Annotated in this window: 13 protein-coding genes and 2 tRNA genes; 9 read left to right on the forward strand and 6 right to left on the reverse strand. The window is 33.4% G+C overall.

What is annotated here, in order from left to right:
• Window positions 1-140 precede the first annotated feature (140 nt).
• Window positions 141-222, forward strand: a tRNA-Leu gene (locus AABL87_RS15835).
• A 72-nt stretch (window positions 223-294) separates the two neighbouring features.
• On the opposite strand, the gene AABL87_RS15840 is transcribed toward AABL87_RS15835, so the two are convergent.
• Entirely contained in the window at window positions 295-453 is a 159-nt protein-coding gene (locus tag AABL87_RS15840) for a hypothetical protein (protein WP_006258775.1), read from the reverse strand.
• Between the two features lie 465 nt (window positions 454-918).
• On the opposite strand from AABL87_RS15840, the gene AABL87_RS15845 reads away from it, so the two are divergent.
• Window positions 919-991: transfer RNA gene (locus AABL87_RS15845), tRNA-Lys, on the forward strand.
• A gap of 51 nt (window positions 992-1,042) precedes the next feature.
• Here AABL87_RS15845 and AABL87_RS15850 read toward each other — a convergent pair.
• Entirely contained in the window at window positions 1,043-1,561 is a 519-nt protein-coding gene (locus AABL87_RS15850) for a DUF4252 domain-containing protein (RefSeq protein WP_006264369.1), read from the reverse strand.
• 2 nt (window positions 1,562-1,563) lie between these two features.
• The gene (locus tag AABL87_RS15855; RefSeq protein WP_006258772.1) at window positions 1,564-1,794 is read right to left on the reverse strand and encodes a hypothetical protein; all 231 of its coding nucleotides are present in this window, start codon (window positions 1,792-1,794) and stop codon (window positions 1,564-1,566) included.
• Between the two features lie 168 nt (window positions 1,795-1,962).
• Here AABL87_RS15855 and AABL87_RS15860 point away from each other — a divergent pair, with 168 nt between their 5' ends.
• From AABL87_RS15860 to dnaB, 7 genes are all read left to right on the forward strand, one after another.
• Window positions 1,963-3,105: an ABC transporter substrate-binding protein gene (locus AABL87_RS15860; RefSeq protein WP_341277587.1), complete on the forward strand. Its 1,143-nt coding sequence runs from the start codon at window positions 1,963-1,965 to the stop codon at window positions 3,103-3,105.
• A gap of 2 nt (window positions 3,106-3,107) precedes the next feature.
• Window positions 3,108-4,121 (forward strand): iron ABC transporter permease, encoded by a 1,014-nt coding sequence (locus AABL87_RS15865; protein ID WP_341277588.1) that lies wholly within the window; start codon window positions 3,108-3,110, stop codon window positions 4,119-4,121.
• 90 nt (window positions 4,122-4,211) lie between these two features.
• Entirely contained in the window at window positions 4,212-5,342 is a 1,131-nt protein-coding gene (gene tgt / locus AABL87_RS15870; RefSeq protein ID WP_006258769.1) for a tRNA guanosine(34) transglycosylase Tgt, read from the forward strand.
• Between the two features lie 38 nt (window positions 5,343-5,380).
• On the forward strand, window positions 5,381-6,454 hold the full coding sequence (locus AABL87_RS15875) for an LptF/LptG family permease (protein WP_006258768.1): 1,074 nt from the start codon (window positions 5,381-5,383) through the stop codon (window positions 6,452-6,454).
• On the forward strand, window positions 6,441-7,334 hold the full coding sequence (locus AABL87_RS15880) for a DMT family transporter (protein WP_006265935.1): 894 nt from the start codon (window positions 6,441-6,443) through the stop codon (window positions 7,332-7,334). The genes AABL87_RS15875 and AABL87_RS15880 overlap by 14 nt, the downstream gene beginning before the upstream one ends.
• A gap of 63 nt (window positions 7,335-7,397) precedes the next feature.
• Window positions 7,398-8,351, forward strand: a complete 954-nt coding sequence (locus AABL87_RS15885; RefSeq protein WP_006258766.1) for an acetyl-CoA carboxylase carboxyltransferase subunit alpha — start codon at window positions 7,398-7,400, stop codon at window positions 8,349-8,351.
• A 135-nt stretch (window positions 8,352-8,486) separates the two neighbouring features.
• Window positions 8,487-10,064 carry a replicative DNA helicase gene (gene dnaB, locus AABL87_RS15890; RefSeq protein ID WP_006258765.1) on the forward strand — a complete coding sequence of 526 codons (1,578 nt, stop codon included), beginning with the start codon at window positions 8,487-8,489 and terminating at the stop codon, window positions 10,062-10,064.
• Between the two features lie 62 nt (window positions 10,065-10,126).
• Here the strand turns inward: dnaB and AABL87_RS15895 are convergent, their stop codons facing one another.
• From AABL87_RS15895 to AABL87_RS15905, 3 genes are read right to left on the reverse strand one after another with little or no spacing between them, the layout of a single operon-like run.
• Window positions 10,127-10,927 carry a superoxide dismutase gene (locus tag AABL87_RS15895; RefSeq protein WP_341277589.1) on the reverse strand — a complete coding sequence of 267 codons (801 nt, stop codon included), beginning with the start codon at window positions 10,925-10,927 and terminating at the stop codon, window positions 10,127-10,129.
• Window positions 10,914-11,186 carry an acyl-CoA-binding protein gene (locus tag AABL87_RS15900; protein ID WP_006258762.1) on the reverse strand — a complete coding sequence of 91 codons (273 nt, stop codon included), beginning with the start codon at window positions 11,184-11,186 and terminating at the stop codon, window positions 10,914-10,916. Before AABL87_RS15900 ends, AABL87_RS15895 begins: the two co-directional genes overlap by 14 nt.
• A 3-nt stretch (window positions 11,187-11,189) precedes the next feature.
• Complete coding sequence (locus tag AABL87_RS15905) at window positions 11,190-11,843, reverse strand: phosphatidylserine decarboxylase family protein (protein ID WP_006258761.1); 654 nt, start codon at window positions 11,841-11,843, stop codon at window positions 11,190-11,192.

An 11,843-nucleotide genomic window follows, 5' to 3' on the forward strand; every position in this document is an offset into this window, starting at 1 on the left:
GCACAACACTTTTAATGTTGGGGTCCTGGGTTCGAGCCCCAGTCGGGTCACAAAAGCTATTCTAACAAGAGTAGCTTTTTTTGTTTTTGAATATTAATTTTCTTTACCTTTAGTAAGGTGTTGGTAAATGTATTCGTTTAGGCCATGTGGAGGAATTGGTAGACTCGCCATCTTGAGGGGGTGGTGTCGCAAGACGTATGGGTTCGAATCCCATCATGGTCACATATAAGATAGAAGCGCTGTAGGGGGTCTTTAAAAGAAAAAGCTACTTAATTTGGTTAAGTAGCTTTTTTTTTACTGTTGATTTGTCTCATCACTATTCTCGTCATTTTTCTTAGAAGGCCCCATTAGTAAAAATAAAGCCACAACTAGACCTACGCAGACTAATCCAAAGATAATAATCATGAAGGTACCGTTGTTGAAGTTGTAAAGAGGTAGGTTTTGTAAAGTCATAATCTGTTTATTTTTGTTATTTTAACACTAAAGTATAGAATATTTTTAACATTTAAAATGATAATTGTCATCTAATTTATATGAGGCTATTTAAAGGAGTTTAAAACGAGTGTATATTCAGTGATTTTTGTTTAACTAACTGTATATTAGAAGGTATGGTTTTTATTCAATGGAATGTTGTATTCTAAAAAGAGATATTTATAGTCAATAATTATAAAAATATTTAAAAAGCTATAATTAACAGTGGAGAGATAAAGAGGATTCTAAGCTTATTTACATTCTTGAATAAGAGTAGATGAGGTTGCAAAAAAAAGTTTATATTTTTTTAAAATTGCTATTAATTCATTTACTGTGTTTTACGGCTATCCCTTGATAGTTCTAGGAAAAAAGGTTGGTTTGTAATTTGTGAGATAGAAAAAAAGGTCTACCTTTGCATAGCAATTGAGAAACAAACGGTTTGTCAATGACTCGATAGCTCAGTTGGTAGAGCACAACACTTTTAATGTTGGGGTCCTGGGTTCGAGCCCCAGTCGGGTCACAAAAAAAGCAGAGATTATAATCTCTGCTTTTTTTATGCCTTATATTTTGATTACTTTATTTTGTTTAGTGAATCTCCGATTGGTAAATTCATTTTAGATGTTAAAGACGATATCTCATTTAGTGAGAACTGTCCTGTCAAGATCATTACTATATTCTCTTTACTGTTTTCGTTGAAAAGAAGTAGGTTGCTTATGTTGTTAGCAGAACCATTTTGATTGATATATATCGTAATATTACCACCATTATCTTTATTGCTAGAGAACTCTTTTAAAGAAGCAGAAGAGACATGCTTAGATACTGCTGCTTTCATTTCTTCTTTTAAAGAAGCCGAAGCTGTATTAAATACCCTTAATGAAGTTAATTTTTTGATTAGATTTAAATATGCTTTTTCTTCTTGGCTTGTAGGTTCTACCTTTACATTGGCCATCATTTCGAACATCTTTTGATTTACAACTACAGCATTTACTTGTTTGTTCTTTTCGAATGCTTGAAATTCATCTTGAGCAAATGTATTGATAGTGCTCAAGGTAAATAAAAAGATAAATATTGCTTTTACTGTATTTTTCATGGTTACTTTGTTTTGTTAGTAGGGATCCCTTTATTCAGGTCATTAGAAAGTTGAATTAGTAATTTTTGACATTCTTTATAAGCCACTTCTGGATTATTAAAAGTTCCATACTCATTTTGTTTTAAAGTAGGTTTGGTGTCACTTTTGGTTGGGAAGTATATAAAAGTCATAATAGCTCCTAATACTAGTGCTCCAAAGAAAAGTAAGTTTTTAATAGATGTCTTTTTCTTCATTTATATTGATCTATATGTACAAACATAATATAAATGTAAATAAGTTTTTGAATAATTCCTACGTAGTTTTCGAAAATCGTATTTGATCAATCTATTACTGAGGTAGTCGATTTATATTTTTAATATTTAATAATGTTCTATTTTTGTATTTAAACCAATAAGATAATTATGAAAAACTGGAAGATTTATTCTATACTATTCTTAGTAACGACTGTATTTGTCTCTTGTAAAAAAGAGAGTAATACTGTAATTACTTCTGATGATACTAATACAATAGAATATGCAAAAGGATTTACTATAGAAGCTTATGATCAATACTCGGTGGTAAATGTAAAGCAGGCTTGGGTAGGTGCAGATAAAAGTTTTAAATATGTGTTATATAAAGAAGGTAAAGAGGTTATTCCTGATTCGTTAAAAACACTTCCTAGTCTTAAAGTACCTGTTCAGTCTATAGTAGTTACTTCAACTACACACCTTCCTTCATTAGTAGTGTTAGAAGAAGAAAAGTCATTGAAAGGTTTTCCGGGGTTAAATTATGTATCATCTCCTTCAATTAGAAAGTTAATAAATGATAATCATATTAAGGAAGTAGGACAAAATGAACAATTAAATACAGAGTTACTTTTAGATTTGAATCCTTCAGTTATTGTAGCATTCGCTATGGATGGTTCTAACCAAGCTTTACAATTAATAGAAAAGAGTGGGACACCTGTAGTATATAACGGTGATTGGGTAGAACAGACACCTTTAGGTAAAGCGGAGTGGATTAAACTATTTGGGGCTTTATATGGTAAAGAGAAGGAAGCGAAGATCTTTTTTGATAAAATAGTTCAAGATTATAAGGAAGCACAAGCTTTAGTGAAAGATGCTAAAAATAACCCGACTGTGATGAGTGGTGCTATGTATCAAGATGTATGGTACACTCCTCAAGGGCAAAGCTGGATGGCTATATATTTTAAAGATGCTAAGTCTGATTATCTATGGAAAGAAACGGAAGGTACAGGGAGTTTATCTCTTTCATTAGAGGTAGTGCTTGATAAAGCTATAGATGCATCTTTCTGGATTAACCCAGCCCAATATGAAACTCTTCAACAATTAGTAGATGCTAACCCACACTATGCTAAGTTTAATGCTTTTAAAAATAAGAATGTATATTCATTCTCTCCAAGAAAAGGAGAGACAGGAGGAAGTCTATTCTATGAATTAGGACCGACACGCCCTGATTTAGTATTAAAAGATTTGATCTATATTTTACATCCAGAGATATCTATACCTAATTACCAACCTGTGTTTTTTGAACAACTAAAGTAATTATGAGTAAAAAAGTAGGTCTCATAGGTTTAATAACAGTCTTGTTAATTCTTTTTGTTCTCAATATATCTATGGGTAGTATACATATTCCTTTTAGTAAAGTGATAAGTGTACTACTAGGAGAGGAAGAAGTGAAAGAGACATGGCGTTATATTATTCTTAATTATAGATTGCCTAAAGCTATTGTCGCTGTTCTAGTAGGAGTAGCTCTTTCTATAAGTGGGTTGCTTATGCAGACGCTGTTTCGGAATCCTATGGCAGAAAGTTATGTCTTAGGAATAAGTTCAGGAGCGAGTTTAGGTGTTGCTATATTAATATTAGGAGCTTCTTTTTTACCAGTAAGTATTGTTTCTATTTTTACTTCCACCTATGGTATAGCTATTGTATCTATCTTAGGGAGTTTAGGATTGCTTTTTTTAGTGTTATTAGTTTCTAATTCTGTCCGAAACACAGTTACAGTTCTTATTGTAGGATTAATGTTTGGAAGCTTTGCTAATGCGATAGTTAGTATATTGACCTATTTTAGTTCTGCAGAGCAGTTAAAGCGTTTTGCTTTTTGGTCATTGGGAAGTTTAGGTAATTTGAGTTGGGAAAGTATTGCTCTTTTCGCTATTGTTGTTGGGATAGGAGTATTAGGGAGTATGTTGCTTATTAGAGCTCTAGATGCAATGTTATTGGGCGATAATTACGCTTCGTCTATGGGGATTAATGTTAAGAAGGCGCGTAATATGATTATTTTAGTTACTAGTCTTCTAGCAGGGATATCGACTGCATTAGTAGGGCCTATTGCGTTTATCGGATTAGCAGTGCCTCATATAGCAAGGTTGTTATTGAAAGTGAGTAGTCATCGCTATTTGATTATTACTACAGCTTTATTAGGAGGAGTCTTAATGTTGATATGTGATATGCTTACCCAAATAAAAGGAGAGCAGTTCTTGTTGCCTATTAATGCTGTTACTTCTATATTCGGAGCGCCTATTGTAATATGGCTTATTTTAAGAAGAAAAGTTCAGTAAGAGTTCGTTTGAGAGTAGAATAGAAAAAAATATTAAAAATTAAAAGCATCCATAGTTTTGCTTTATCTTTGCGAGTTGTAAATAATAATTATGAAGTTCGATTTATTACATACAGACGTAAATTCTCGTGCACGTGCTGGGAAGATTACGCTTGATCACGGTGTTATTGAGACACCTATTTTTATGCCAGTTGGTACTGTAGCTTCTGTTAAAGGAGTTCATCAACGTGAATTATCAGAAGAGATTAATCCTGACATTATTTTAGGTAATACTTATCACCTTTATTTAAGACCTAAAATGGAGATTCTTAAACAGGCAGGAGGGTTACACAAGTTTATGAACTGGGATCGTAATATCTTAACAGATAGTGGAGGATTTCAGGTATATTCTTTATCATCTAATAGAAAGATTAAAGAAGAAGGGGTGAAGTTTAAGTCTCATATTGATGGTTCTTATCATTTCTTTTCACCAGAGAGCGTAATGGAGATTCAACGTACTATCGGGGCTGATATTATTATGGCTTTTGATGAGTGTACTCCTTATCCATGTGATTATAGATATGCTAAGAGATCTATGCATCGTACACATAGATGGTTAGATAGATGTGTAGATCATTTAACTAAAGTACCAGAGATGTATGGGTATTCTCAAACGTTATTCCCTATTGTACAAGGAAGTACTTTTAAGGATTTACGTGAACAGTCTGCAGAGTATATTGCTAATATAGGTGCTGATGGTAATGCCATTGGAGGGTTATCAGTAGGTGAGCCAGCAGAAGAAATGTATGCAATGACAGAATTAGTAACTAATATTTTACCAAAGGACAAACCTCGTTATTTAATGGGAGTAGGTACACCTATTAATATTCTAGAGAATATTGCTTTAGGAGTAGATATGTTTGACTGTGTAATGCCAACGCGTAATGCTCGTAATGGTATGTTATTCACAGCTCATGGTTCTATGAACATGAAGAATAAGAAATGGGAAGATGATTTCTCTCCTATTGATGAGAATGGATATACATGGGTAGATACAGCTTATTCAAAAGCTTATTTACGTCACTTGTTTGCAGCTAATGAATCATTAGGTAAACAAATCGCAACGATACACAACTTAGGATTCTATTTATGGTTAGTACGTGAAGCTCGTCGTCAGATTTTAGCAGGTACTTTTACAGAGTGGAAAAATAAGATGGTGAAACAAATGGATAACCGTTTATAATTTAATCAAAATATAAAGAAGCATCAAATAGTAATTATATGAAAATATTAGATTGGTATATACTCAAAAGATACTTAGTAACGTTCTTTGTGTTATTATTGCTTTTTGTGCCTATAGGAATCATAATTGATGTTTCTGAAAAAATAAACAAGATATTAGCAAATAAGGTACCCTTGCCAGCAGTATTAATGTACTACTTGGACTTTACAATCTATTTTGCTAATATGTTGTTTCCTATATTGTTATTTATCTCTATTATCTGGTTTACTTCTAAGCTAGCTAATAATACAGAAATTGTAGCAATACTTAGTTCGGGAATTTCCTTTACTCGTTTTTTACGCCCTTATATTATCGGGGCTACTTTTATTTCTATTTTTGCTTTAGTAATGTCTGTTTTTATTGTACCTAAAGCTAGTCAAGGGTATAATGATTTCCGTTATAAGTATATGAAGAGTACAGAGGTACGGGAGAGCCAGAACGTATATCGACAGATTAGCCCTACTGAGTTTATTTATGTAAGTAACTTTAACTACAATAGTAAGACAGGATATAACTTTTCATTAGAAGTATTCGATGGAAATAAGATGACTTCAAAAACGACGGCTAACCGTATTGTATGGAATCCTGAGACAGAGACCTATACGTTATTTAGTTATTTTAATAGAGAGATAGGAGAAACTGAAGATCATTTTGAAAGAGCTGATGAGAAAGAAATGAAGCTTGACTTCGATATAGATGATCTTACTCCTGTAGTATACGCTGCAGAAACAATGCAATTAGGGCCTTTAAAACGATTCATAGAAAAGGAGCAAATGAGAGGGTCTTCTAATATTAATGTATATTTAGTCGTTTTGTATAAAAAATATAGTGTACCTGTATCAGCGTTTATTCTAACGATTATTGCGGTATCTGTTTCTTCTATGAAGAGAAGAGGAGGGATGGGAATGAACTTAGCCATAGGGATTGCTTTAGCGTTTATCTATGTCTTCTTTGATAAGATATTTGGTACATTGGCAGAAGCGTCTAGTATTCCACCTTTAGTAGCGGTATGGCTACCTAATGTTGTTTTTGGTATTCTAGCAATATTCTTACTTCGAAATGCTCGCAGATAATATAAAAAGTCAGATATATCTCCATTTAATTGTTTTTATATGGGGATTTACAGCTATTCTAGGACAATTAATTTCTCTAGAAGCTCTGCCATTAGTATGGTATCGAATTTTAATAGCAGTAATTACATTATTAGTATTTTATGTTTTTACAAAGCAATCTATAAAAGCGCCCAAACATCGTATTATACAGTTTTTAGGAGCAGGTGTAGTTATTGCGCTACACTGGCTAACTTTCTTTTTAGCCATAAAGGTTTCTAATATTTCTATCACATTAGCTTGTTTGTCCACAGGAGCTTTTTTTGCCTCCATTTTAGAACCACTAATTTTAAAGAGAAAGGTAGTAAGCTATGAAGTTTTCTTTGGCTTTATAGTTATATGTGCTTTGACTTTAATCTTTAGTGTGAGTGGAGAGTATATAGAAGGAATACTCTTAGGCCTAATTGCAGCTTGTTTATCAGCTTTGTTTTCTATCATTAATAGTAAACTAATCGTGCATACTGCTGCTCCTGTTATTACATTTTATGAAATGTTAGGAGGGCTTATAGTCCTTTCCTTAGTATTATTGATTACAGGAGGTTTTACTATAGAATTCTTTGAGGTTAGTCTAAATGATTGGATGTGGCTTTTACTTTTAGGTACAGTATGTACTGCATTTGCTTTTTTAGGCTCTGTGTATATTATGCGCTATTTAACGCCTTTTACAGTGATGCTGACTATTAACCTAGAGCCAGTGTATGGTATTTTATTAGCTGTGGCTATCTTTAAAGACAGTGAGAAAATGACCCTAGAGTTTTATATAGGAGCCTTGTTGATTTTGAGTACAGTGGTACTAAATGGTATTGTTAAAAATAGAAAAAAGAGAAAACTTAGTACTAGATAGCTTATCTATCCGAGTATTGTTTTATCTTTGTCATTCGTAATTGAAACTAAAACTTAATCATAAATGGAATATTTAGATTTTGAACTTCCAATTAAAGAGCTTGAAGAACAGCTGAATAAATGTGCTTTGATCGGTGAAGAATCTGATGTTGATGTGTCAGCAACTTGTAAGCAAATTGAGAAGAAATTAGAAGAAACTAAGAAGAATATATACAAAAACTTGACTGCTTGGCAGAGAGTTCAATTGTCTAGACACCCTAATAGACCTTATACATTAGATTATATTAAGGCTTTATGTGGAGATACTTTCCTAGAGCTTTTTGGTGATAGAAATGTAAAAGACGACAAAGCAATGGTAGGTGGTCTTGGTAAGATTGGTGATCAAAGTTTTATGTTCGTTGGTCAACAAAAAGGATATAATACTAAGACTAGACAGTATAGAAACTTCGGTATGGCTAATCCAGAAGGATATAGAAAAGCTTTGCGTTTAATGCAAATGGCAGAGAAGTTTAATATTCCTATTGTCACTTTGATTGATACTCCAGGTGCATACCCAGGTTTAGAAGCAGAAGAAAGAGGACAAGGTGAAGCTATCGCTCGTAATATCTATGAAATGTTCCGTATTAAAGTGCCTATCATCTGTATTATCGTAGGTGAAGGAGCTTCAGGAGGTGCCTTAGGTATTGGTGTTGGTGATAAAGTAACGATGTTAGAGAATACTTGGTATTCTGTAATTTCACCAGAATCATGTTCTTCTATTTTATGGAGAAGTTGGGAGTATAAAGAAAGAGCAGCAGATGCTTTAAAGTTGACTTCTTATGATATGAAGAAAAACAAATTAGTTGATGATATCATTCCAGAACCACTTGGAGGAGCACATACTAATAGAGAAGAAACTTTCGCTACTGTTAAGAAATATATCGTAGATACATATAGTAGCTTAGCTAAGTTATCAACAGATAAGTTAATAGAAAAACGCATGGAGAAATACTTCGAAATGGGTGAGTATAAAGACTAGTTCTGAATATATAGAAATACTAAAATCCGAGAGTCTATCTCGGATTTTTTTTTCACTAATTATTAGTTATCTTATTAACAAGCTAATTGTATAAATAAGGATTGAGTTATCGTCAAAAAGGATTAATTTCGCATTATGGAACAAGCAAAAGAATTTAGACCAAAGCAATCTTTTTCTAGAGAAGTTGTGTCTTTAGAGAAAGGAAAACTTCCACCACAGGCTATTGACTTAGAAGAGGCTGTATTGGGAGCCATGATGATTGATAAGAAAGGTATTGATGAGGTTATTGATATATTACAACCTGATGCTTTCTATAAAGATGCTCACAAACATATATTTGAAGCAATCGATCAATTATTCGTAAGTAATCAACCTATAGATTTATTAACTGTATCTACGCAATTGCGTAAGAATGGTAAATTAGATCAAGTTGGTGGTGATTATTACCTGGTTAGTCTTACACAAAAGATTACTTCTTCTGCGCATATTGAATTCCATTCACGCATTATTTTACAGAAATTCATTCAACGTAGTTTGATACGTATTTCGAATGAGATAATTGAAGATGCTTATGATGAGACAAGTGATGTATTTGACTTATTAGATAAAGCTGAATCTAGATTATATGAAGTTACACAAGGAAATATAAAGAAAAGTTCGGAGACAGCTCAGTCTTTAGTTGCGCAAGCAAAGAAAAGAATTGAGGAAATCAGTACTAAAGAAGGACTAAGTGGATTAGCAACAGGTTTCCATAAGTTAGATGAGCTTACGTCTGGATGGCAACCAAGTGACTTGATTATTATAGCAGCTCGTCCTGGTATGGGGAAGACAGCCTTTGTATTATCTATGGCTAGAAATATTGCTATTGAGACAGGTGCTGGTGTTGCGGTTTTCTCATTAGAGATGTCTTCTGTACAGTTGATTACACGTCTTATTTCTTCGGAGACAGGACTTTCATCAGAAAAACTGCGTACAGGAAAATTAGAAACACATGAGTGGGAACAATTAAACGTAAAAGTAAAAGACTTAGAGCGTGCACCATTGTATATAGATGATACTCCGTCTTTATCTATTTTTGACTTAAGAGCTAAAGCTCGTCGTTTAGCTTCTCAGCACGGAATTAAATTGATTATTATCGATTATTTACAGTTAATGACAGCTGGTGGGAACTCTAAAGGGGGAGGGAACCGTGAGCAAGAGATTTCAACTATCTCAAGAACGCTTAAGGCATTGGCAAAAGAATTAGACGTGCCTGTTATTGCCTTATCTCAGTTATCTCGTGCGGTAGAGACACGAGGTGCTTCTAAAAGGCCTTTATTATCCGATTTAAGGGAGTCTGGAGCGATTGAGCAGGATGCGGATATTGTATCGTTTATTTATCGTCCAGAGTACTATAAAATTGAAGAATGGGATGATGAGGAAAGAAGTCCAACTGCAGGACAAGCAGAATTTATCGTAGCGAAACACAGAAATGGTGGATTAGATAATATTCGTCTTAAGTTCTTAGGGCAGTTCGGTAAGTTTGATAATTTAGATGATGATATGATTGGATTTGGTAATACATTCTCATCTGCAATGAATAATCAAGAGGGAGGAGATTATAGACAGAACTTTGTAGGGAATTTACCATCTGGTGATTCTGTATTTGGTTCAGCTCCTAGTCAAGGTAGTTACCAAGGGGGCTATCAGAATGATGATGATGTTCCTTTTTAACTAAATATACAAAAAACGCCTACTTTATAAAGTAGGCGTTTTTTTGTATAGATGATATCTTATTATTGAACTTGTGTAATAGGAGTTGTAGTAATAACTTTAGGTCTATAAAGTTTGTTAGCATAATCCCAATTCAAATGTTTAAAACACATTTCTAAATAGGCTGTAATGTCTTCTTCGTAAGTAGGGTAATAGGCATGTTCCCATAAGTCTATTCCCAGAAGAGGACTTCCTTTAGCTACTTCAGGCATCATAGGAGAGTCATTATTCGCTGTTGTAATGACTTGTAGTGTTCCATTTACCTGAACTAACCATAACCAACCTGAACCAATTAAAGCATTTCCTTGTGCTATAAACTCTTTCTTAAACTCTGCCATAGAACCAAAGGATTCTGTTATAGCATTTTTAAGGCTCTCATTAGGAGTTTTTTCTTCTAATGGAGAAATAGAACGCCAGTAGATATTATGATTGTAATATGCTCCTGAGAAATTCTTTAGTTTAGGGTAATTATTATCAATTTTAGCCACTAAGCCAGATATACTATCTCTTTCAAATGGAGTGCCATGTACAGAGGTGTTTAATTTATTAGTATAGCTTAGATGGTATTTGTCGTAATGTATATAGACACTTTCAGGTTTTAATATATCAACATAATCACCAAAACCATGGCCAATACCTTGCATTTCGAATGGTCCTTGTTTTGTTTTAATCGTATTAGGATCCGGAAAGTTAGAATTTTTAGTGATAAAAGATTCTCTTTCTGGTATCTGTACTTCTGTTAGGTCCTCCTTGTTATTACAAGAAGTAAGTAGAACGAAGTTCAGAGTGATTAAAGTGATTAATGTTACCTTAAGCTTTTTCATTATCTAATATTTCTTTTGCTAACTTGATATATTCAAGTTTAGCTTCTTCTATTGTTAAATGACTTACTTGTGTCCAAGCATTAAATTTAAAAGCACGTTTAAGATCACTAGACATATCTTCGAAATCTTGGTGGCTTAATCCATTTGTAGCTTGTTTGTAGAAAGCATAGATGCGCAACATTACATCAGGAGGAAGGTTTTTAGCCTCTCTTGAAATTCGCTCGTATGCTTCTGTAAAATCTAAATCTAAATTGCTCATTATTTATTTGTGCGCAATAACAGTTTTATTACCAATTGCTTTTTGATTTAATACCACATCAACTTTTGTGCCTAATGGTAAATATAAGTCTACTCTTGAACCGAATTTAATAAATCCAGCATCAGTACCTTGTACTACTTGCATACCTGGTTTAGCATAGTTAACAATACGTTTAGCTAATGCTCCAGCGATTTGTCTGTACATTACTTCTCCGAAAACAGGATTTTCTACTACTACAGTAGTACGCTCGTTCTCTTCACTAGCTTTTGGATGCCAAGCTACTAAGTATTTACCAGCGTGGTATTGGCTGTATTTGATAAGTCCGCTTAAAGCATAACGTGTTACGTGTACATTGATAGGGGACATGAACACAGATACCATTAATCTTTTTTCTTTAAAGTATTCTGGTTCGTAAACTTCTTCTATAACAACAACTTTACCGTCTACGGGAGCTAAGATTTTATTATCATCAGCCGTAACAGTTCTGTCAGGGTTTCTAAAGAATTGTAATATTAGAATTAAAAAGATTAATACTATTGATTGCAGGACTACTCTTAGCCATGGAATACTAGCACATAGTACATCAGCTAAAACTACTAATACAGCAGCTATTACTAATGAAAAGAAAATGATTTTAGTTCCTTCTTTGTGAAACAT

The organism is Myroides sp. C4067, from assembly GCF_038039665.1.
Classification (GTDB): domain Bacteria; phylum Bacteroidota; class Bacteroidia; order Flavobacteriales; family Flavobacteriaceae; genus Flavobacterium; species Flavobacterium odoratimimum.

What these genes read in the sequence shown, in the direction of transcription:
- AABL87_RS15885 (WP_006258766.1), top strand. Translation starts at nt 7,398, where the DNA reads ATGGAATATTTAGATTTTGAACTTCCAATTAAAGAGCTTGAAGAACAG.
- AABL87_RS15850 (WP_006264369.1), bottom strand. Translation starts at nt 1,561, where the DNA reads ATGAAAAATACAGTAAAAGCAATATTTATCTTTTTATTTACCTTGAGC.
- AABL87_RS15880 (WP_006265935.1), top strand. Translation starts at nt 6,441, where the DNA reads ATGCTCGCAGATAATATAAAAAGTCAGATATATCTCCATTTAATTGTT.
- tgt (WP_006258769.1), top strand. Translation starts at nt 4,212, where the DNA reads ATGAAGTTCGATTTATTACATACAGACGTAAATTCTCGTGCACGTGCT.
- AABL87_RS15840 (WP_006258775.1), bottom strand. Translation starts at nt 453, where the DNA reads ATGACTTTACAAAACCTACCTCTTTACAACTTCAACAACGGTACCTTC.
- dnaB (WP_006258765.1), top strand. Translation starts at nt 8,487, where the DNA reads ATGGAACAAGCAAAAGAATTTAGACCAAAGCAATCTTTTTCTAGAGAA.
- AABL87_RS15900 (WP_006258762.1), bottom strand. Translation starts at nt 11,186, where the DNA reads ATGAGCAATTTAGATTTAGATTTTACAGAAGCATACGAGCGAATTTCA.
- AABL87_RS15855 (WP_006258772.1), bottom strand. Translation starts at nt 1,794, where the DNA reads ATGAAGAAAAAGACATCTATTAAAAACTTACTTTTCTTTGGAGCACTA.
- AABL87_RS15875 (WP_006258768.1), top strand. Translation starts at nt 5,381, where the DNA reads ATGAAAATATTAGATTGGTATATACTCAAAAGATACTTAGTAACGTTC.
- AABL87_RS15905 (WP_006258761.1), bottom strand. Translation starts at nt 11,843, where the DNA reads ATGTTTCACAAAGAAGGAACTAAAATCATTTTCTTTTCATTAGTAATA.
- AABL87_RS15865 (WP_341277588.1), top strand. Translation starts at nt 3,108, where the DNA reads ATGAGTAAAAAAGTAGGTCTCATAGGTTTAATAACAGTCTTGTTAATT.
- AABL87_RS15895 (WP_341277589.1), bottom strand. Translation starts at nt 10,927, where the DNA reads ATGAAAAAGCTTAAGGTAACATTAATCACTTTAATCACTCTGAACTTC.
- AABL87_RS15860 (WP_341277587.1), top strand. Translation starts at nt 1,963, where the DNA reads ATGAAAAACTGGAAGATTTATTCTATACTATTCTTAGTAACGACTGTA.